The organism is Mucilaginibacter sp., assembly GCF_028288205.1.
In the GTDB taxonomy this organism is placed as follows: Bacteria; Bacteroidota; Bacteroidia; order Sphingobacteriales; family Sphingobacteriaceae; genus Mucilaginibacter.
This window is the reverse complement of record NZ_JAQBOD010000048.1, coordinates 29,642-49,862: the sequence shown is the minus strand read 5'-3', so window position 1 is coordinate 49,862 and position 20,221 is coordinate 29,642. Positions and strand designations below refer to the sequence as shown.

Below are 20,221 nucleotides of genomic sequence, written 5' to 3'. Positions count from 1 at the left end.
TTATAGTTAAAGGAGTTAACTATATACTATTTGTTAACATAATAAGTTTTTAATGAGGTTACCGGTCTTAGTATCTTTCCTGATTATCTCTTCTGTTGAACATGCAGCATCACAAAATGCCTATGTTAGATTAGGAAAACAAGCTTATATTGACGGAAATTTTAAAGCTGCGGTAACGCAGCTGGAAAAAGGATGTATGATAGACTCTACTAATGCTAACGCCTTGTGGATGTTGGGTTATTCTTATTATCATAGCGACAATTATCTTAAATCTATAACCGCCTTTACCAAAGAAATAGCTATTACCCCTGCCGATGCTCACGCTTATTACTACAGAGCAAGGGCGCAATATCACTTAGGTACTGATAGCCAGGTACCGGCCGAAAAGGAAAAATATTTATTAGGCGCGATTATAGATTTTACCAAAGCCATCTCCATTAATCCTGCTGATACAAAACTGACTGTTTTTTATCAAAATCGCGGGCTTGTTTATAAAGACTACGCCGCGTTTAAACTACAAACAAACTCTCGTTTTTACGATAAGAGAAGAGGCATAGACGCCTTGAAAGCATCTATTGCCGATTTGCAAAAGGTTTTGGATAGTGATGGAAACCGCAATGATGTATCTAATATTTCTTCGCTGATAGACCTGTCAAAAGAAAAACTGGCCACGGCTGTTGGTCACCATTAATTTAACGTACCTTTTATTGTATACGTGTTGGCGCCCAGCAAACGTACTTTCTGATATTTTTGTATGATATAAAGTGAATCAGGGAAATAGCTTAGCTTTTCATTGGTTTGATACAGTATGTTTTTAGTACGATTATAGATCAATATCCATTTAACTTTATCAGCCTGTTTATTAATAACTATCAACTGCGTTTTAAGATCGAAAGTTTTTGCACGGTAAATGGTGGAAGCGCCGTTGGTTTGAATATTGTAACTATCCCGCCACGCAGGTTTGTTAATGTCTGATTCGCTGAATGAGCTTAACTCTAGCCCCCAGTTATTGATGTTGACCTTCTTGCTTTCGGTAATACCGTTATGGGTAACGGTTTTGTTGGTAAGGTGATTTAATTTATGAAGACGGGCAGTATCAGCTTTAAAATAACCTTTAATATCAAAATAATTTTGAGTAGTGCCGTTTTGTACTATATCAGGTTTACAGGATGGGAGGAGGAAGGTTAGAGATAGTATAAATAAATAAAAGAGAATTTTTAACCCTCTTTCCCGCTTGCGGAAGAGAGGGTCGACAAGAGTAGCGATGTCGGGGTGAGTAAACGTTCGCCAATGCAATAACGCTATTGCTGCTTTATTAATCCACTCACCCGGTCTTTGCTTCGCTCGACCACCCTCTCTTCGGCAAGCCGTAAAGAGGGTTTCTTTAATTTGCTTTATAAGATTCCTACACCAATACATTCCCACCCATTTCTTCAGGAATTGTAATACCTAAAATATGAAGTACCGTTGGTGCAATATCACCCAACTTACCATCTTTAACGGTCTTAACATCTTTATCAATAACAATACAAGGTACCAGGTTAGTGGTATGTGCGGTGTTTGGCGTTCCGTCGTCATTTATCATGTAATCGGCGTTGCCATGATCGGCTAAAATAATGAAAGAGTAGCCGTTGGCTAAGCCTGTTTCTACCACGTCTTTGCAGTATCTGTCGGCCGTTTCGGCAGCTTTAACTACCGCGCTGAAAACTCCTGTATGCCCCACCATATCGGTATTGGCAAAGTTTAGTACAATAAAATCAGGCCAGCCGCTTTTTAGTTCGGGGATGATGGCATCGCGTATACCTTCGGCGCTCATTTCGGGCTGCAGATCATAGGTTGCAACTTTTGGCGATGGCACCATCAGGCGCTTTTCGTTTATAAATTCTTTCTCACGTCCGCCCGAAAAGAAGAAGGTAACGTGGGGATATTTTTCTGTTTCGGCAATACGGATCTGGTTCTTACCGGCATCCTGTAAAATCTCGCCTAAAGTTTTGGTCAAATCCTCTTTGGTAAATATTACTTTAACGCCCTTAAACGTTTCGTCGTAAGTGGTCATGGTAACATAATACAGATCAAGCGGCTGCAGGTTATATTCCGGGAAAGCCTTTTGTGTAAGCGCTACGGTAATTTCGCGACCACGATCGGTACGGAAATTAAAGCAGATCACTACATCGCCCTCTTTTATAACCACAAGCGGTTGCCCCGCACCATTGGTTTTAACAATAGGTTGCATAAACTCGTCGGTAACATCCTTTAAGTACGCCTCTTTAATAACCTGTTGTATATTGTTAGTTGGTTCGCCGGTACCGTGTACCATTACATCATAGGCTTGTTTAACACGTTCCCAACGGTTGTCGCGATCCATAGCATAATAACGGCCAATGGCCGATGCCAGCTTAACAGGGGTGTTGGCAATATGATCTTCCAAATCAGTAATAAAACCTAAACCCGATTTTGGGTCAGTATCCCTGCCATCTAAAAAAGCATGAACAAAAACATTACTTAGCCCCGAGGTAACTGCCGCGTCACATAATCCTTTTAAGTGTTTTATATGCGAGTGTACGCCGCCATCAGATACTAAACCAATGAAATGTACATCTTTATTGTTTTGTTTAGCGTAATCAAACGCGTCTTTTAAAACCGGGTTGGTTATCAGCTCATTATCATCAACCGCTTTGTTAATACGGCCAAGCTCCTGGTAAACGGTACGGCCGGCGCCCAAATTCATGTGCCCTACTTCTGAGTTACCCATTTGCCCAGCCGGCAAACCAACGGCCATGCCTGATGCTTCCAGCTTTGAATTTGGATATTGACTGATAAGCGAATCAAAAAATGGCGTATGAGCCGCTAATATGGCGTTCGACTGATCGTTACGGCCGTAACCCCAGCCATCTAAAATTATTAATGCAAGTTTCTTTTTGTTTTCCACAATGCAAATATAAAGGGGATGGGGGATAGATTATAATTAATTTGTTTGAATGCGCGCCGGTTACTCACCCCGCGCACGAAGTGCGCGGCCCCCTCTTCGCCTTTGGCGGAAAGAGGGTTGAGGGTTTTGATTAAAATTTTTTTATCTTAACTTTCTTTATGCAATCTATAATTGAATTTTGCCGTGAATTAAGGCAGCGGGAAACGCCTGCTGAAAAAGTTTTATGGCAACATCTTAGAAATAGAAAGTTATTCGAGCAGAAATTTCTAAGACAATATCCTGTTTGTATAACGTCAATATTTGGCAGAAACTTATATTATATTCCTGATTTTTATTGCATAAGGCAAAATTGGTTATTGAAGCCAATGGGCCTATTCATCTGCTAAAAAAAGAATATGATAAAAATCGCGATGAGGTATTAACTGCTTTAGGACTTACTATAATTAGATTTGAAAATGACCAGATATTAAATGACATTGAATCGGTTTTAAATACAATAAAAGAGCATTTAATTCTTTAAAAAAATCTAAACAACCCTCTTTCCGCCAACGGCGAAGAGAGGGTCGACCAGCGAAGCATAGTTGGGGTGAGTAATCGCCGCCAAATTAATCTCTTTTCAGGTATGAAAGTTAAAACTTCTTCATTTGATTACGCCGATCAGTCTTATTTATCATAATAATCATTTTATCTGTTTAATCTGCTATTCAGGCATCAACAAACTATCACATCCAAAAAATGTTATTACTTTTGATCTTCTAAAATATACTTGATTTGGACAAAGAACTTGTACGCCCATTTATAGATAATGCCCTAAAGGAAGATGTTGGCGATGGCGACCATACATCATTAGCCACTATACCCGCAGGCACCATTGGCAAAGCAAAACTGTTGGTTAAAGACCCGGGTATAATTGCCGGTGTTGAGCTGGCCAAATATATTTTTCACTGCGTTGATGAAGATCTTAAGTTAAACGTATTTATTACAGATGGTACCGAAGTAAAACCAAAAGATATTGTATTTGAAGTTGAGGGCAGCGCCATAAGTATTTTAACCGCCGAGCGATTGGTGCTGAATTGTATGCAGCGTATGTCGGGCATTGCTACTGCTACCGACCATATTGTGGACCTGTTAAAAGGTACCAATACCCAGGTTTTAGATACCCGCAAAACCACGCCCGGTATGCGTTATTTAGAGAAATGGGCCGTACGCATTGGCGGAGGCATTAACCATCGCTTTGGCTTGTATGATATGATGCTGATAAAAGACAATCATGTGGACTATTCGGGCGGGATTGCCAGGGCCATTGAGAACGCGCATCAATACATCGGCGTGCACAACAAAAAATTGACTATAGAAATTGAGGTACGTAATCTGGATGAACTGGACGAAGTTTTACGAACCGGTGGTGTAGACCGTATATTGTTGGATAATTTTAATTTCAACGATCTTAAACAGGCGGTAAATATTATCGAGGGCCGGTACATTACCGAAGCATCAGGCGGCATAAATATTGATAATGTGCGCGAATATGCCAACTGTGGGGTTGATTATGTATCCATAGGTGCTATAACACACTCTGTTACCTGTATGGACCTGAGCTTAAAAGCTATTAAATAACCCTGCTAATGTTATTCTGTTAGTATAAATGTTTGCTTTTAAATATGATTAAACTTGTTAGTACAATTATCAATTTATAATATTGCGTTGATATGATCACCCCTTATTCCATTGCAGCGCTCATATTGGCCTACATGTTTGGTTCTATCCCCACTGCGGTATGGATAGGGCAGGCATTTTTTAATATTGACGTACGAGAGTACGGCAGCGGTAACGCCGGGGCCACCAATACCTTTAGGGTGCTTGGCAAAAAGGCCGGCATACCTGTTATGCTGCTGGATATTTTAAAAGGGTGGACAGCCACAAACCTTGCCTTTGTTATAGGAGTTGCTACTACCGGCCCCTATCATTCAGTATCTTTCTATAATTATCAGCTTGCCCTGGGCATAGCCGCTGTTATGGGGCATTTGTTCCCGGTATTTGCCGGCTTTAGAGGTGGTAAGGGTATTGCAACTTTGTTCGGTATGATACTGGCTGTTAATTTGCCGGCGGCTTTATTATGTGTATCGGTATTTCTTGTTGTGCTTTTAATTACCCGGTATGTATCGTTAGGCTCTATTATGGCAGGCTTCACTTATCCTATTGGCGTAACTTTTATTTTTCCCACTTATATTAAATCGGTTATTATATACGGCATGTGCATGTGCCTGTTGATATTAGTAACCCATCAAAAAAATATCGAGCGCCTGTTAAAAGGGAAAGAATCAAAAGTCAATTTCTTTAAGAAAAAAGCAAGCTAAGAAGATCAACAGAAATGTTGTTTCATTTTGTTTCACCACTGCCAAATCTACTGATTTGTAATTATTTGACAATCAGTAGTATAATTAAAAATTATGCATAAAAATATTGACGAATACGTTGTTACATTTTGTTTCATCACTTTTTCGTAATTCTCTTATAAACAATACTTTAAGTCAAAATCTTGTTTCACTTGTTTCATTTGTTTCACACTCGCGTGAAACAAAACTAAGCTAACAACTGTCCCAGCACCTCTAAAATAGCCTTGGCTTTAAGCAGACATTCCTCATACTCATTTTCGGCATCGGCATGGTAGGTAATAGCACTGCCCGCATGGAACGACAGATATTTCTCTGCTGAATTATATAACAAGGTTCTTATCACTACATTAAAGTCAAAATCATTATCTGGACTAAAGTAACCAATGGCACCTGAGTATACCCCGCGCTTGCTGCGCTCGTACTGTTCCATCAGCCGCATCGAATTGATCTTAGGTGCGCCAGTCATGCTTCCCATAGGGAAAGTATTGCGTATGGCTTCTACGGCGGTAATTCCGTCTTGTAATTCACATACAACGGTCGATATCATTTGGTGTACCTGGTTAAAGGTATAGATGCCAAATAGCTCTTCGGTTTTTACCGTACCGGGTTTGGCCGAATGGGTAAGGTCATTACGTACCAGGTCAACTATCATCACATTTTCCTGCAGCTCTTTGGTGTGGTTGCGCAGTTGTTGTTTGATGGCCTCGTCTTCCTGCTCTGTATTACCTCGTTTGGCGGTGCCCTTAATGGGTTGCGATATAAGTTTGCTGCCTCGTTTAGCTAAAAAGCGCTCGGGCGAGGCGCAAAGAATATACTTATCATTCCATTTAAAAAAAGTACCAAACGGTGTAGGCGAGACAAGGTTAAGCTGTAAAAAAGTAGCTACAGGATCTATTTGTGCACCGGCAGCAAAAAACTCCTGGCAAAAGTTGGTTACGTAGATATCGCCACGGCTAATGTGGTCCTTAATTTTATTGACAGTGGCTATATAATCATCTTTACTAAATCTCGATTGAAGGTCAATGTTATTCGCTGGTGAAGTGATGGGTGTTTGTTGTTCAATTGATTCAAAAATGGCTTGCGGATCATCGGCAGTTATTTCCACCTGTTCGCTGTTGATCAATATCAAATGCTGCGGAGCGAAAAAACACAGGTCAGGAAAATTAAGATGATCCGGGTTTGCGGATGATAAATTCTCCACCTCGTTCTTCAAATCATAACTAAAAAAGCCGGTTAACCAGCCCGGGTTCTTTGCGCGAAAGTTTTCTAATTGTTTAAACGCTGATCCGATATTTGCCACAACATGATCTTTAACACCCGCAGCAATTAACGTGTCAAATTTTGAATAAGGATCATTGAAGTTATTTGAATCGAGATAGCAAGCCGCATCAAAAGTAGCGGCCCATTGCAGGGCCTTTTGTTTAAATAAACGCAGATCGGTTACCTGTTTAATCACAAATACAAAGTTAAAACAAAAGGCCCCGGATTAGCGGAGCCTTTATGTTATTTATTAGCTATGCGGTTAGTGCAATACTAAGGTTTGCTTTCTATCGGGCCCTACTGATAAATATTTAATAGGCACGCCCAATTCTTTCTCCAAATAATCTATATACGATTGCAATTTTGCAGGTATTTCTGATAATTCGGTAATGCCTGTCAGGTCCTCGTTCCAGCCATCAATTTCTTTTAAAACAGGTATGGCATCAACAGAGCAAATGTCATAAGGCATATAATCTATCTTTTCGCCCAGGTAATTGTAATGGGTACAAGCGTAAATTTTATCAAAGCCGCTTAATACATCAGCTTTGGTCATTACCATTTGGGTAACGCCGTTAAGCATAATTGCATATTTTAAAGCCGGCAGGTCTATCCAGCCTGTACGGCGGGGTCTTCCGGTGGTAGCGCCAAATTCGTGGCCTATTTTACGCAACTCTTCACCAACTTCATTATCTAATTCAGTAGGGAAGGGGCCGCCGCCAACGCGGGTGCAATAAGCTTTAAATATGCCTATCACATCGCCAATAGTATTAGGGGCAATGCCTAAGCCTGTACAAGCACCTGCTGCAGTAGTGTTTGATGAAGTAACAAAAGGATATGAACCAAAATCAATATCCAACATAGCACCCTGTGCGCCCTCTGCTAATATCTTTTTGCCCTTTTTTAGAAAATCGTTAACCAAATGTTCAGAATCAACCAACGGGAATTTCTTTATTAATTCAATTGCTTCAAAAAATGCCTGTTCGCGTTCAGAGAAATCAGCAACCTCGCCGTATAATGCCTGCAGCATAGAGGTATGCTTGGTAACCAGTTTTTTATATCGTTCTTTAAAATCAGGCAGGGTAATATCACCTATACGCAAACCGTTGCGCCCGGTTTTATCCATATAAGTTGGCCCAATACCTTTTAAGGTTGAACCGATCTTGCCTTCGCCCATTCCTTTTTCAGAAGCGGCATCCAATAACTGGTGCGTAGGTAATATAAGGTGCGCCTTTTTGGCGATGAGTAAATTCTTTTTAGCTAAAAGATCATGTCCGGCATCTTTAAGTTTATCAATTTCTCTTTTTAGAGTGATAGGGTCAATAACCACACCATTGCCAATAAGATTTAGTGTGTTATCAAAAAATATACCTGAAGGGATAGTGTTTAAAACAAACTTTTTACCATCAAACTCCAATGTGTGGCCGGCATTCGGGCCTCCCTGGAAACGGGCAATCAGGTCATAACCTGCGCTTAAAACATCAACAATTTTACCCTTACCTTCATCGCCCCACTGGAGGCCTAATAATACGTCAACAGCCATTCTAAGATTAAAATATTAATAATAAGGTTGTAAAGTTATACTTTTCTATCGCAAAAGCCCGCCTTAAGTTTTTCACAATTACCATAAAGATTCAAAGAGTGGTGCTTTATTTCAAATTTTAATAACCCACCCATCATACTTTGTATCTGCTGAATACGCGGGTCGCAAAACTCAACTACCTTGCCGCAATCCAGGCAAATAATGTGGTCGTGTTGCTTATAGCCGTATGATTTTTCGAACTGGGCCATGTTTTTACCAAACTGGTGCTTGGTAACCAAATCGCATGATACCAATAGTTCAAGCGTATTATAAACAGTTGCGCGGCTAACCCGGTATTTTTTATTTTTCATGTGGATATATAATGATTCCACATCAAAATGGTCACTTCTTGAATATATCTCTTCTAATATAGCAAAGCGTTCGGGAGTTTTCCGTAGATTCTTATTTTCAAGATAAGCCTCAAAAATCTTCTTTACCATTACTTTAGTTTCCTGCTGGGGCATAGTGAATGTTAATGTTCAAAGTTATTAATTTAAGTTGATTTGTTAATTAGATTAAGTGAGCGGGTATCTTTAAATTTAACTATTCGCCTAATCAATCATTCACTCAATCAACCTGTCATGACGCTTTTTCAACCGTAGTATCAAAACGGGTTACAGAGGTAACGCCATTTACCATTTTTAATCTTTTTATCAGGTTATCCAGGTGTTCGGTATCATTTACATAAACCATGATGGAGCCTTCAAAAATACCGTTATCACTATCAACAGTAATAGAGCGCATATTTACCTTAAAATCATTTGATATTACCGTAGTTAATTTATTTATCAACCCAACATCATCAATACCAGTAATACGCAAGCCGGTTAAAAATGCCAATTCCTGCTGGTTGGTCCAGCGGGCTTTTACAATACGGTAGCCATAATTAGCCATCAGCTTAGCCGCGTTAGGGCAGTTGGTGCGATGTATTTTTATACCATCGCTAACCGTAACAAAGCCAAATACATCATCGCCGGGGATAGGGTTACAGCAATTGGCCAGCTTGTAGTCAATTTTTTGCATATCCTCGCCAATAAGCAGCATGTCACTGTCTTTGGCTTTAATGTTTCTTAACAGGCCTTGTAGCTGCTCATTTTCTATTCTATCCTGCGGCTTGTTTTCAACTACTTTTTCTGATAACTGGTATTCCTTCAAGTCCTTCATATCAATAAGCCCTTTGGCTATATTGAAAAACAGATCCTGGGTAGAGCCCAGCTTAAAATAATAGCTTAGCTTATGTATATTTTCAGAGTTATAAGTAATTTTTAATGACTTTAGCTTGCGTTCAAGTATCTCTTTCCCATCCTCGGCAACTTTGCGTTTCTCTTCTTTTAAAGCCGATTTAATTTTGGCTTTAGCTTTAGCGGTTACTACAAAATTCAGCCAATCTTCTTTCGGTGTTTGCTTACTTGAGGTAATAATTTCTACCTGATCGCCATTTTGCAGCTTGTAACTAAGCGGGACGAGTTTATGATTAACCTTGGCCCCAATACAGCTTGCGCCAACGTCAGTATGTATCTCAAAGGCAAAATCAAGCGCGGTAGCGTTTAATGGTAATTGTATAAGCGCGCCTTTAGGTGTAAAAATAAATATCTCGTCAGAGAATAAATTCATCTTAAAATCATCCAGAAACTCCAACGCGTTCGAATCTGGGTTTTTTAGCATATCCCTCACCTTTTGCACCCATTGGTCAAGCCCGCTATCGGTTGACGACTCTTTGTATTTCCAATGTGCTGCAAAACCTTTTTCGGCAATTTCGTTCATGCGTTTGGTGCGTATCTGTACCTCAACCCATTGCCCGCGCGGCCCCATTACCGTGGTATGTAATGATTCATATCCATTCGCTTTTGGCGACGATATCCAATCGCGCAGCCTATCCGGATTTGGCCTGTACAGATCGGTAACAATTGAATATGCCTTCCAGCAATCTGCCTTCTCGTTTTCAGGGGTGCTATCCAAAATTACCCTGATGGCAAAAAGATCATAAACCTCCTCAAACGGAATAGCCTTTTTCTTCATCTTGTTCCAGATGGAATGGATAGATTTTGGCCTGCCAAACAAATCGGCATCCAGGCCCTGTCCATGCAAAACTTTTTTTACCGGTTCAATAAAGTCTCTGATAAATTTTTCGCGTTCAGCCTTTTTCTCGTTGAGCTTATTTTTAATGAACTGGTAGGTTTCTCTTTCCATGTATTTCATAGAAAGGTCTTCCAGTTCAGATTTTATAGCATATAACCCCAGGCGGTGCGCTAAAGGTGCATATAGATAAACGGTTTCTGACGATAGTTTAAGCTGCTTATCGCGTGGCATAAACTCCATTGTACGCATATTGTGTAAACGATCGGCCAGCTTTATCAATATTACCCTAACATCATCAGCCAGGGTAAGCAGCATTTTCCTGAAGTTTTCGGCCTGTAATGAACTATTAGTATCAAACACGCCCGATATTTTGGTAAGCCCGTCAATAATCTTAGCTACTTTCTTACCAAACTCCTGCTCAATATCGTCTAATGTTACGTCAGTATCTTCTACAACATCATGAAGTAAAGCGCAAACTATAGAGGTGGTACCCAGCCCAATCTCTTCGGCGGCTATTTGTGCAACAGCAATAGGATGATAAATATAAGGTTCGCCAGATTTACGGCGCATATCTTTATGGCTCTCTAAAGCCATATCAAATGCTTTACGTATCATGCGTTTATCGCCTTTTTGAAGGGTAGATTTACTTGCACGCAATAAAGCCCGGTATCTTTTTAATATTTCCGTCTTCTCTACTTCCAGATCAATAACTAATTCTTTCATATCCAGGCAGTCTCAGTATTTATTATCATAACTTGCAATAAACAATTAAATTGCAGGTTATAATAAATACCAAAAAAAAATGCATTAATTTTGCATTAAGTAAAATTATGAAATTATTTGGGTTTCTCTTACTGTATTGTTGCTTAATGGGTGCGTTAAAGGCCCAGGCACAAACCCCTGCATTTCCAAGAACAGGCAAAAATGATACCATTAAAACTTATGTTACTGTTTTAGACGGTGAAATGGTACCCTGGATTGTTACCGAGGACGTTAACATAATTGATAGCCGTATATTTAAGAGCGAAGCCGATAGAAAAGCCTTTAACTTATTAAGATACAATGTAACCAAAGTTATACCATACGCGCATTTCGCAGGTAGCAGATACCGTCAATTACAACGCGATTTGGCTTTAACAGGTGATAAAGAGAAACAAAAGGTGTTGATCAAAGCCTGCGAAAGTCAGATAAAAGACATGTTTAAGAAGGAAATTGAGAACCTGACAATTAGTCAGGGTGAAATACTTATTAAACTGATAAACCGCGAAACTGACAACACTACCTACAGTATGGTTAAAGAATTAAAAGGTGGTTTTAATGCATTCTTATTACAATCGGCGGCACGTATATTTGGTCATAATTTAAAAGAAACCTACGACCGTGATGAACAGCGTGATATTGAACAAATACTACAACAGGCTGGATACGATTCTTACAGGAACTAATAATGAGTAGTAATAATATCTACCAGTTTACTGCCCGGAAAATACCAGGGCAGGAACTCAGTCTATCACAATATAAAAACAAAGTACTTCTAATAGTAAATACCGCCTCTCAATGTGGATTTACTCCCCAGCTTAAAGATCTGGTAAGTTTAAAAAATGAATTTTCAGGGCAGGATTTTGAAATACTTAGCTTTCCATCGAATGATTTTGGCGGGCAGGAACCATTGGAAGGGGAAGAGATCATTGCGTTTTGCGAAAACTACGGCGCCAACTTTCCAATATTTGAAAAGATAAGGGTTAGAGGACCTTATGCCGACCCTTTGTATAAATTTTTTGCAGATAAAAAGCAAAATGGCGTGATTAGCTCTGTGCCAAGATGGAACTTTCATAAATTCCTGATCAACCGATCAGGCGAGGTTGCAGCTTTTTATTATCCGTTTACCAATCCTACCTCTTCAAAAATAAAAAAAAAGATCGCGAGATTATTAGCTGCTGATCATTAATTACTATGTTTAAATATGTTTAAGTTAGATATATTAGTTTTATCTGTTCACCCGGACGATGCCGAACTTGGATGCGGGGGCACCATTTTAAAACACATTGCTCTTGGGAAAAAAGTTGGGATTGTTGATCTAACCCGGGGTGAGTTAGGTACGCGCGGCTCTGCAGAGATACGTGACCATGAAGCGGCGGCGGCCGGCAAAATTTTAGGTTTGACTGTAAGAGAAAATTTATCTATTCCGGATGGTTTTTTTGAAAATACAAAAGAATACCAACTAAGGGTTATCGAAGCTATTCGTAAATATCAGCCCGAAATAATCATAACCAATGCCTATAATGACAGGCACCCGGACCATGGCCGGGCAAATCAGTTGGTTGATACTGCTGCATTTTTGTCGGGACTGCTAAAAATAGAAACTTATGCAGATGGCAAGTTACAAGAACCATGGCGGGCAGAGATCTTATTGCATTTTATACAGGATGAATATATTAAACCCGATATATTGATAGATGTTACTGAATATTGGGATAAAAAAATAGAAAGTATGTATGCCTACAGCTCACAATTTTTTAATCCTGACTGGGAAGGCGATGAGCCACAAACTTATATCTCATCGCCAGAATTTATTGCTGTAATTGAGGCGCGTGCACGTGAGTTTGGAAAAGTTATCCGTACAAAATTTGCCGAAGGCTTTACCTCACGCAGGATTTTAGGAGTGGATAATTTGTTTGATCTTAAATAAAATCACACAGCTATATACTCAAAACGATTATTGTCATCGTTTCTTTCGCGTTTAAGTTTATTTTCTTTAGCAAGTTTTAAAAGTATGCCTGATAATTCGGATGTTTTAAAGTTTGAATTGTAATGCTCTTTACAATAATCTGCAATTGAAGATATGGAGTGTGTTGTTTTAAAAAAATCGGTTGAAAGTAACTGATTCAATATTTTTGTTGCTCCCGGTTTTTTACGATTGGAACTAACAGAATAATTATCGTTATCACTTATTGACCTTAGTTTATTTCCCTTCTTATTAAGGAACTCATATCCATCAATATCTCCTCTTTCAAACTCAATCATTGCATCTAATAATTTGTCAACAACTCTTACCTGAACGGCTTCGGATTGAAATGCATTAACAACTTCAGAGATCTCAATAAGTTGTTTTTTTAATTTTTCTATTGGTCTGCTCATAATCATATATATATAGGGCTACGGTAAATATTTATCTCTTTATAGCTTAACAGGAGCTTTAAAATATAGCCTGTTAATTAGAAATAATTATATTATAGAAGATAACGTAAACTTACGATTATAGTATATTTTGAAATATGAAAAGTGTTGTGATATTCGAAAAAAGCAGCGCTTGTAGCAAAAATATTACATTTTTACAACTTATTAACTATTTTTTGGAGCTTATTTAAGCCTTCATCAATATTATTTTTTTCGATAATAAGTGCCGGTCTAAAACGTATGGTACGATTTCCGCAACCTAAAAACATTACATTGTTTTCAATGCCGGCCTGTATAAACTTATCGCGCATAGCCTTGTCCTGAAAATCAAATGCGGTAAGTAGTCCTTTGCCGCGTATATTACTAATAGCCGGTGTGTTTTTGGCAATTAATAATAATTGATCTTGTAAATATTGACCATTCTCTGCGGCTTTATCACATAAACTATCTTCTTCAATAATCTCCAGTATTTTTGTTGAACGTACCATATCAACCAAGCTGCCGCCCCATGTGGAATTAATGCGCGAAGGCACGTTAAATACATTATGCTCAACCTCATCTATTCTGTGGCTTGCCAATATGCCGCATACCTGCATTTTTTTGCCAAAGGCGATAATATCCGGGCGGGCCCTTTCGCCAAAATGTTCATGGTACCAAAATTTACCGCTAAGGCCAACCCCGGTCTGTACCTCATCATAAATTAACAATGCTTCATTCTCATCAGCCAGTTGCCTTAGTTGCTGCATAAACTCTTTACGCACATGCCTATCGCCTCCTTCGGCCTGTACAGGTTCAATTATTATGGCACATATATCATCTTTATTATCCGCAAATGCTTGTTTAATTTGGGTAATAGATAGCTCCTCTCTTTTTAAAAGCTCTTCCTTATTACTCTCCGTTAACGGGAAATTTATTTGTGGAAAAGAAACACGGGGCCAGTCAAACTTAGCATACCATTTGGTTTTAACAGGTAGGGTGTTGGTTAAACTTAATGTATAACCCGAACGGCCATGAAAAGCGTTTTCAAAATGAAGTATTTTGAATCCTTTTTCGGTAGTATAGCCTTTAGCAAAGTTTTTTTGAACTTTCCAGTCCATAGCAGTTTTAAGCGCGTTCTCTATGGCTAATGTACCACCCGAAATGAAAAAAGCATGGGGAAGATATTCAGGAATACCAACTCTTGCAAAAGTTTCCAGGAATTGGGCATATTGGGTAGTATATATATCAGAGTTTGATGGATTAGTTAATGCCGCCAGCATCAGATTTTTCTTAAACGCTTCGTCATTGAGCATTTTAGGATGATTATAACCTAACGGTACCGATGCAAAGCAGGTAAAAAAATCAAGCAGTGTACGTTTGTTTTTAGAATCGTAAATGTGAACACCATTACTCCGTTCCATATCAAAAGTAAGGTCGAAGCCATCGGCCAGCACATGTTTTTTTAGTGAGTCAATTACATTTTCGGGAGAAACAGATAGGGTATACATAAGATAATGCTTTAAACAAATCTACTAAAAAACCCTCTGAAATGATAATTTAGACGGTTTTTGAACCAAACCATTAAATACTAACTTTAAATTGTTTAAAGCTGTTTTTTGTACTGAAATTTAGTTGGGTATAGGTTAAAATTTATCTTTCATACCCAACAATCCCCATATACCACCGCTATGAATTGCCAATATACGGCTGCCCGGGTTAAAATGCTTTTTGGCTGCCAGGTCATAAATAGCATAAAACATTTTGCCGGTATAAACAGGGTCTATCAATATTCCGGTGGTTGCTATAAACCTTTTTATAAAGGCAATAAGTTCAGCATTAACCTTTCCGTAACCACCAAAGTGATAATCAGTATGCAGCTGATAATTTGCGGGTGATGTTAATAGCTTATTTATCTCATCAGCAATAAAGCCGCCATTTTTTAATACCGGGATAGCATGAAGTCTGGCAAGTGAAGAATTGTTTTGCAAACCATTAATAATGCCTGCTGCCATAGTACCGGTCCCGCAAGCGCAAAAAATATGGTCGTATGTTTCGGTTAGTTCATCAATGAGTTCGCTGCATCCTTTGGCTGCTTCGGGCGATGTGCCCCCTTCGGCAATAAAAAAAGCTTCATCATTATTGGTAAAGTATTTATCAAATAATGCCGGTTTATCGCGATAGCTTTCACGAGCAGCAAATATTAAATTCATGCCATGCAGCCTGCAAAGAAAAAGTGTATCGTTTTCTATGGTTTCGCCACGAACTATTCCGGTTGATTTGAAGCCAAATTTTGCGGCAGCTGCCGCAGTTGCTAATAAATGATTAGAGTAAGCACCCCCAAAGGTTACAAGGTGAGTTTTGTTTTGAGCCTGCGCTTTTTTTAGCAAGTATTTAAGCTTGCGCCATTTGTTTCCTGATATAATGGGATGTATCAGGTCATCACGTTTTATAAATACTTTTAAATCCTGTTCATCAAATAATTTGTCTTTGATTTGATGAACAGGACTAAAAATTTCCAGATCAATATTCATTAAGCTGATTAGAAGCCAAGCCCTATACCTACGTTAGCTGATTTGTATTCGGCAAAGCTGTATGAACCATATATTTTAAGGAAGAATAAGCTCATTTGGAAACCAACATCGGCACGTGCGCCGCTTACACTGGCTGATGAACCACTGATACTAATAGGATCGGCATAGGTGGTATAAACAGGTTTACCCAAATTGTTTACACCGGTAACAAAAGGGAAATTACCCTTTAAACCAACATCAGTACTGCTGGTTAAATAGCCTACAGAAACAAACGGAGTAAAGAACAATAATTTTTTAGAAAGGATAATCTGGGTATTCCATCCGCTAAAATGTCCTTCTAAGCGCTGGTTGGAGTAATCCTGGCTACCGCTTGTCCCCCCATTGCCTGCATCCGGAGTTACGCTTAATGGTTTATTATAGCTTAAACGGGTATAACCAATAGCAATGGCAAGGTCAAATGGTATTATATGCTTGGCAGTGCCAAAATCCTGTGCAATATTATGTTTAAAGCCAAAACCAAACATACCTACCGAACCTACATCATCAGTGATCTTAGTGGTTGGTATAAAACGCACTGTTACATCGGTATTTTTCACCAAACCAAGCGTTAACTGCACTTGTGGCGCCGGAATATATTGACTAACACCTTTAGGTAAGGTGGTATTGTATTTTCGGGTCGGATCATTCGGGGCAGCTGGATCAGATACAACAATACCGGTGCTCAGATTTTTATCACCGCCAAAGGTTGGGGCGATTGATGAACCAGATGCTTTTACATTAGCTAAACCTAATGTGTTAAGATCATAAGTTTTATCAGCGTTAGGGACAATACTGGCGGTAGCGCTTACCCTGATAGCAAAACGTAAAAATTTCTGGGTTTTAGCAGTGTTGGTCCAGCCACCGTTCAAGCTATTGCCAAATCCTTTAAATAATGGGTTACTATAAGCACCTACCAATTTGTTTACATCGCCAGGGGAGCCTTTAAATAGTTGGGAAATTCCATCATCACTAGACTGTGCATTGGCCTTGAACGCGACAGTTATTAAAATTACTAAAGTAATCAGGGGGTAAAGTTTTTTCATATAATTGTTTATAAAGTGAGATTTTAAATCATAAAAGTAATACATATTTAGTAATAATCAATATTACTAAATATGTTACCTGATAATATATATTATAACCAATTAGTTTAAAAAACGGTTATTTTTGCCCAAATGATAAAAGAGCCTGATTTATTTGAGCAAGACGAACAAGATTTATACGAACATCTGCGTGTAATTGTTGATAAGGGTCAATCTCTCTTACGCATTGATAAATTTTTAATGTACCGTGTTGAAAACGCGTCACGTAACCGCATTCAAAATGCTATTGATGCGGGTAATGTATTGGTTAATGATAAGGTAATAAAAGCCAGCTACAGGGTTAAACCGCTTGATGTTATATCGGTTGTTCTCCCTCATCCGCCCCGCGATACAGAAGTATATCCTGAAAACCTGCCAATAAACATTCTTTATGAAGACGATGATGTACTGGTAGTTAATAAAGCAGCCGGAATGGTTGTGCACCCGGGGTATAATAATTATACAGGCACGCTGGTTAACGCGCTGGTTTTCCATTTTCAGCAATTGCCTACTTTGCCCGGCAATGATGGCCGGCCTGGCCTGGTGCACCGCATTGATAAGGATACTTCGGGCTTATTATTAATAAGCAAGAACGAACGTTCAATGACTTACCTGGCCCGCCAGTTTTTTGATCACAGCATCACCCGGAAATATATAGCACTGGTTTGGGGCGACCTGGAGCAGGACGGAACAGTAACAGGCTACATTGGCCGCAGTGTGAACGACAGGCGGGTAATGTCTATATACGATGACCCTGAAAAAGGAAAATGGTCTGTAACCCATTACAAGGTTTTAGAACGCATGAGTTATGTTACCCTGATAGAGTGCCAGCTGGAAACCGGCCGTACGCACCAAATAAGGGCACACCTAAAACATATTGGCCATCCCTTGTTTAGTGATGCTACCTACGGGGGCGATAAGATATTAAAAGGTACTGTTTTTAGTAAATATAAGCAGTTTGTAGAAAACTGTTTTGAGCTGATGCCGCGCCAGGCACTGCATGCGCAAACGCTTGGTTTTACCCATCCGTCAACAAAAAAACGTATTGATTTTGAAGCACCTCTGCCACAGGATTTTGAAGCAGTATTGCAAAAATGGCGTAAATATGTTGGTGCTAATACCATACAAAATGGTGAAATTAGCGATTAATTATATGGCGCCGCTTTACATTAATTTTAACGGAGAAATACTTCCTGCCGATAGCAAACTGCTTTCGGTAGCAAATCGCTCGTTCAGATATGGCGATGGTTTGTTTGAGAGTATGCGCATGCTTAAAGGGCAATTAAAATTTGCCGACTTGCATGCCGATCGTTTACAGCGTGGTATGAAATCGCTTAAAATGGATGGCTACTCGCAAATGGATGCCTGGTTTTTAAAAGACAAGGTTGAGCAGTTGGCCATACGCAATAAAGCAAAACACGGGCGGTTACGTTTAACCGTTTACCGTGATTCGGAAGGGTTATATACGCCCACGCAAAATAAAGCAGGCTATTGTTTGGAGCTTACGCCGGCAGATGAACCCCGGTATTTTTTGAATGATAAAGGTTTAATAGTTGATATTTTTACCGATCTGCCAAAGCCATCAAATTACCTGTCGAATATTAAAACCTGCAACTCATTGATCTATGTTATGGCCGGGCTTTACAAGGCTCAGAATAATTTGGATGAGGTGTTTTTACTTAATCAAAATGGTTTTTTGTGCGAAGCCGGCAGCTCTAATGTATTTGTTTGGTACCAAAATCATTTATATACGCCGGCATTAAGCGAGGGTTGTGTTGAAGGGGTTATGCGCCAGGTTATTATTAATATCGCTCAAAAAAATAATATCCCCATTACCGAGGCACAGATAAATCCAGAGATTTTGTATGAAGCCGACGAGGTGTTTTTAACCAATGCCAGCAGGGGTATACAATGCGTAATGGGGTATGGCATCAGGCGTTATTTTAACAAAGTGAGCAAGATGCTGATGGATGAGCTGAACAAATTGTAATCGATTGCATAGATTTTTAATTACATTTGATATAACCAATATATCATTTATAAACTTCAATAATTAAATCAGCAATGAAACTAAAACCAATCTTGATTTTTAGCGCATTTTTATTATTTAGCACCTCTGTATTTTCACAGGAACTTACCAATAAATGGACATCTTTATTAACTAAAGATGGAAGAAACTTTGATGTATTTATCGGTATTCCGCATAAAAGCCTTACCAGTTTACCGGGTTGGGATAAAGGCGACGGAATGAATACCGGCACACCGCTGGGCCTAAACAATGACCCGTTACATGTTTTTACTATTGAGATGGTTGACGGACAGCCTGTATTACACATTTCAGGAGAGATATTTGGCGGTTATAGCACTAAAAAAGAATACGGCAACTACCATTTAAAAGCCGAGTTTAAATGGGGCGAGAAAAAGTATGAACCTAAATTAGGTATTAAAAGAGATAATGGCATATTATATCATGGCAAAGAACCTCATGGGCAATTCTGGCACGTATGGCTGCGTTCGCCTGAGTTCCAGGTGCAGGAAGGAGATATGGGCGATTTGTTTTCATTGGCCGGAGTGGGTTCTGATGTGCATGCAAGGTTAAAAGACAGTACCAATAAAAAATTGGGTTGGATATATGATCCGGTAGCTCCTTCACAATATTTTGCATCATGGGGAACGCCGGGCGCGCCCGCGCCACCCAGCAACCTATCGCATTTAAAAGGTGATTTTGAAAAGCCAAACGGCGAGTGGAACGTTATAGAACTTTACTGCTATGGCGATAAAGCTGTGCATGTTGTTAACGGACATGTGGTGATGGTAGTAGAACATATACGCACAGTACCAAAAGATGGAAGCCCGGCAACCCCGCTTACTAACGGACATATCCAGTTTCAATCTGAAGGTGCAGAGGCTTATTACCGCAATATCCAAATAACAAAATTGGATAAAATGCCTGATTTTAAATAAGCTATTACTATATACCACGCGTCATTGCCGTACCCACCAGGGCCAACCCTGGAAAAAACTGTAATGACGTATATAAAAAAGAAATTATATAAAATGCGTTGTCATTTCGACGAGGAACGAGGAGAAATCTTAAACGCCAGGCATGGTTGCTTAGCAGGGTGTATAAGATCTCTCACTACCGTTCGAGATGACAATTTTAGTTATTA

Annotated in this window: 19 protein-coding genes and 1 pseudogene; 10 read left to right on the top strand and 10 right to left on the bottom strand. The window is 39.3% G+C overall.

From position 1 onward, the window contains the following. Positions 1-52: 52 nt before the first annotated feature. Positions 53-691: a hypothetical protein gene (locus JWR23_RS11120; RefSeq protein WP_299516104.1), complete on the top strand. Its 639-nt coding sequence runs from the start codon at positions 53-55 to the stop codon at positions 689-691. On the opposite strand, the gene JWR23_RS11115 is transcribed toward JWR23_RS11120, so the two are convergent. Together JWR23_RS11115 and gpmI are read right to left on the bottom strand one after the other, a co-directional pair. Beyond that, the gene (locus JWR23_RS11115; RefSeq protein WP_299516102.1) at positions 688-1,419 is read right to left on the bottom strand and encodes a hypothetical protein; all 732 of its coding nucleotides are present in this window, start codon (positions 1,417-1,419) and stop codon (positions 688-690) included. The genes JWR23_RS11120 and JWR23_RS11115 overlap by 4 nt on opposite strands. Then, positions 1,406-2,929, bottom strand: a complete 1,524-nt coding sequence (gene gpmI, locus JWR23_RS11110) for a 2,3-bisphosphoglycerate-independent phosphoglycerate mutase (RefSeq protein WP_299516100.1) — start codon at positions 2,927-2,929, stop codon at positions 1,406-1,408. The genes JWR23_RS11115 and gpmI overlap by 14 nt, the downstream gene beginning before the upstream one ends. Positions 2,930-3,087: 158 nt before the next feature. Here gpmI and JWR23_RS17765 point away from each other — a divergent pair. From JWR23_RS17765 to plsY, 3 genes and pseudogenes are all read left to right on the top strand, one after another. Beyond that, positions 3,088-3,449: pseudogene (locus JWR23_RS17765) on the top strand (endonuclease domain-containing protein). 251 nt (positions 3,450-3,700) lie between these two features. Beyond that, positions 3,701-4,546, top strand: coding sequence for a carboxylating nicotinate-nucleotide diphosphorylase (gene nadC, locus JWR23_RS11100; RefSeq protein WP_299516097.1), 846 nt, complete (start codon positions 3,701-3,703; stop codon positions 4,544-4,546). A gap of 92 nt (positions 4,547-4,638) precedes the next feature. After that, positions 4,639-5,286, top strand: a complete 648-nt coding sequence (plsY, locus tag JWR23_RS11095) for a glycerol-3-phosphate 1-O-acyltransferase PlsY (protein WP_299516096.1) — start codon at positions 4,639-4,641, stop codon at positions 5,284-5,286. 226 nt (positions 5,287-5,512) lie between these two features. Here the strand turns inward: plsY and JWR23_RS11090 are convergent, their stop codons facing one another. From JWR23_RS11090 to JWR23_RS11075, 4 genes are all read right to left on the bottom strand, one after another. Further along, a complete protein-coding gene (locus tag JWR23_RS11090; RefSeq protein WP_299516095.1) occupies positions 5,513-6,781 on the bottom strand; it encodes an anthranilate synthase component I family protein in 1,269 nt (422 codons plus the stop codon). A 66-nt stretch (positions 6,782-6,847) separates the two neighbouring features. Continuing rightward, positions 6,848-8,125 (bottom strand): adenylosuccinate synthase, encoded by a 1,278-nt coding sequence (locus JWR23_RS11085; protein WP_299516093.1) that lies wholly within the window; start codon positions 8,123-8,125, stop codon positions 6,848-6,850. Positions 8,126-8,160: 35 nt separating this feature from the next. Next, positions 8,161-8,628, bottom strand: coding sequence for a Fur family transcriptional regulator (locus JWR23_RS11080; protein WP_299516092.1), 468 nt, complete (start codon positions 8,626-8,628; stop codon positions 8,161-8,163). Between the two features lie 115 nt (positions 8,629-8,743). Then, positions 8,744-10,966 (bottom strand): bifunctional (p)ppGpp synthetase/guanosine-3',5'-bis(diphosphate) 3'-pyrophosphohydrolase, encoded by a 2,223-nt coding sequence (locus JWR23_RS11075; RefSeq protein ID WP_299516090.1) that lies wholly within the window; start codon positions 10,964-10,966, stop codon positions 8,744-8,746. Between the two features lie 107 nt (positions 10,967-11,073). On the opposite strand from JWR23_RS11075, the gene JWR23_RS11070 reads away from it, so the two are divergent. The 3 genes from JWR23_RS11070 to bshB1 are packed head-to-tail and all read left to right on the top strand — an operon-like array spanning position 11,074 to position 12,932. Then, a complete protein-coding gene (locus tag JWR23_RS11070) occupies positions 11,074-11,688 on the top strand; it encodes a DUF4294 domain-containing protein (protein ID WP_299516088.1) in 615 nt (204 codons plus the stop codon). 2 nt (positions 11,689-11,690) lie between these two features. Then, on the top strand, positions 11,691-12,191 hold the full coding sequence (locus JWR23_RS11065; RefSeq protein ID WP_299516086.1) for a glutathione peroxidase: 501 nt from the start codon (positions 11,691-11,693) through the stop codon (positions 12,189-12,191). Positions 12,192-12,206: 15 nt separating this feature from the next. Beyond that, the gene (gene bshB1, locus JWR23_RS11060) at positions 12,207-12,932 is read left to right on the top strand and encodes a bacillithiol biosynthesis deacetylase BshB1 (RefSeq protein WP_299516084.1); all 726 of its coding nucleotides are present in this window, start codon (positions 12,207-12,209) and stop codon (positions 12,930-12,932) included. A 2-nt stretch (positions 12,933-12,934) separates the two neighbouring features. Here bshB1 and JWR23_RS11055 read toward each other — a convergent pair whose 3' ends face one another. From JWR23_RS11055 to JWR23_RS11040, 4 genes are all read right to left on the bottom strand, one after another. Next, entirely contained in the window at positions 12,935-13,381 is a 447-nt protein-coding gene (locus JWR23_RS11055; RefSeq protein ID WP_299516083.1) for a hypothetical protein, read from the bottom strand. 194 nt (positions 13,382-13,575) lie between these two features. Further along, positions 13,576-14,907 (bottom strand): L-lysine 6-transaminase, encoded by a 1,332-nt coding sequence (lat, locus tag JWR23_RS11050; RefSeq protein WP_299516082.1) that lies wholly within the window; start codon positions 14,905-14,907, stop codon positions 13,576-13,578. 135 nt (positions 14,908-15,042) lie between these two features. Further along, on the bottom strand, positions 15,043-15,930 hold the full coding sequence (locus JWR23_RS11045) for a 1-aminocyclopropane-1-carboxylate deaminase/D-cysteine desulfhydrase (RefSeq protein WP_299516081.1): 888 nt from the start codon (positions 15,928-15,930) through the stop codon (positions 15,043-15,045). A gap of 8 nt (positions 15,931-15,938) precedes the next feature. After that, positions 15,939-17,012 carry a DUF6588 family protein gene (locus tag JWR23_RS11040; protein WP_299516080.1) on the bottom strand — a complete coding sequence of 358 codons (1,074 nt, stop codon included), beginning with the start codon at positions 17,010-17,012 and terminating at the stop codon, positions 15,939-15,941. Positions 17,013-17,144: 132 nt separating this feature from the next. On the opposite strand from JWR23_RS11040, the gene JWR23_RS11035 reads away from it, so the two are divergent. From JWR23_RS11035 to JWR23_RS11025, 3 genes are all read left to right on the top strand, one after another. After that, positions 17,145-18,200 carry an RluA family pseudouridine synthase gene (locus tag JWR23_RS11035; protein ID WP_299516079.1) on the top strand — a complete coding sequence of 352 codons (1,056 nt, stop codon included), beginning with the start codon at positions 17,145-17,147 and terminating at the stop codon, positions 18,198-18,200. Continuing rightward, positions 18,181-19,041 carry an aminotransferase class IV gene (locus JWR23_RS11030; protein ID WP_367277541.1) on the top strand — a complete coding sequence of 287 codons (861 nt, stop codon included), beginning with the start codon at positions 18,181-18,183 and terminating at the stop codon, positions 19,039-19,041. Before JWR23_RS11035 ends, JWR23_RS11030 begins: the two co-directional genes overlap by 20 nt. 74 nt (positions 19,042-19,115) lie before the next feature. Further along, positions 19,116-20,015, top strand: coding sequence for a DUF1080 domain-containing protein (locus JWR23_RS11025; protein ID WP_299516078.1), 900 nt, complete (start codon positions 19,116-19,118; stop codon positions 20,013-20,015). Positions 20,016-20,221: the final 206 nt, after the last annotated feature.

Bases quoted from the DNA above. Each gene is read 5' to 3' on its own strand.
- plsY (WP_299516096.1), top strand. From the start codon at position 4,639: ATGATCACCCCTTATTCCATTGCAGCGCTCATATTGGCCTACATGTTT.
- JWR23_RS11065 (WP_299516086.1), top strand. From the start codon at position 11,691: ATGAGTAGTAATAATATCTACCAGTTTACTGCCCGGAAAATACCAGGG.
- JWR23_RS11040 (WP_299516080.1), bottom strand. From the start codon at position 17,012: ATGAAAAAACTTTACCCCCTGATTACTTTAGTAATTTTAATAACTGTC.
- JWR23_RS11120 (WP_299516104.1), top strand. From the start codon at position 53: ATGAGGTTACCGGTCTTAGTATCTTTCCTGATTATCTCTTCTGTTGAA.
- JWR23_RS11085 (WP_299516093.1), bottom strand. From the start codon at position 8,125: ATGGCTGTTGACGTATTATTAGGCCTCCAGTGGGGCGATGAAGGTAAG.
- JWR23_RS11025 (WP_299516078.1), top strand. From the start codon at position 19,116: ATGAAACTAAAACCAATCTTGATTTTTAGCGCATTTTTATTATTTAGC.
- bshB1 (WP_299516084.1), top strand. From the start codon at position 12,207: ATGTTTAAGTTAGATATATTAGTTTTATCTGTTCACCCGGACGATGCC.
- JWR23_RS11115 (WP_299516102.1), bottom strand. From the start codon at position 1,419: ATGTATTGGTGTAGGAATCTTATAAAGCAAATTAAAGAAACCCTCTTT.
- JWR23_RS11045 (WP_299516081.1), bottom strand. From the start codon at position 15,930: ATGAATATTGATCTGGAAATTTTTAGTCCTGTTCATCAAATCAAAGAC.
- JWR23_RS11080 (WP_299516092.1), bottom strand. From the start codon at position 8,628: ATGCCCCAGCAGGAAACTAAAGTAATGGTAAAGAAGATTTTTGAGGCT.
- JWR23_RS11030 (WP_367277541.1), top strand. From the start codon at position 18,181: ATGGTGAAATTAGCGATTAATTATATGGCGCCGCTTTACATTAATTTT.
- JWR23_RS11070 (WP_299516088.1), top strand. From the start codon at position 11,074: ATGAAATTATTTGGGTTTCTCTTACTGTATTGTTGCTTAATGGGTGCG.
- JWR23_RS11075 (WP_299516090.1), bottom strand. From the start codon at position 10,966: ATGAAAGAATTAGTTATTGATCTGGAAGTAGAGAAGACGGAAATATTA.
- JWR23_RS11035 (WP_299516079.1), top strand. From the start codon at position 17,145: ATGATAAAAGAGCCTGATTTATTTGAGCAAGACGAACAAGATTTATAC.
- JWR23_RS11055 (WP_299516083.1), bottom strand. From the start codon at position 13,381: ATGAGCAGACCAATAGAAAAATTAAAAAAACAACTTATTGAGATCTCT.
- lat (WP_299516082.1), bottom strand. From the start codon at position 14,907: ATGTATACCCTATCTGTTTCTCCCGAAAATGTAATTGACTCACTAAAA.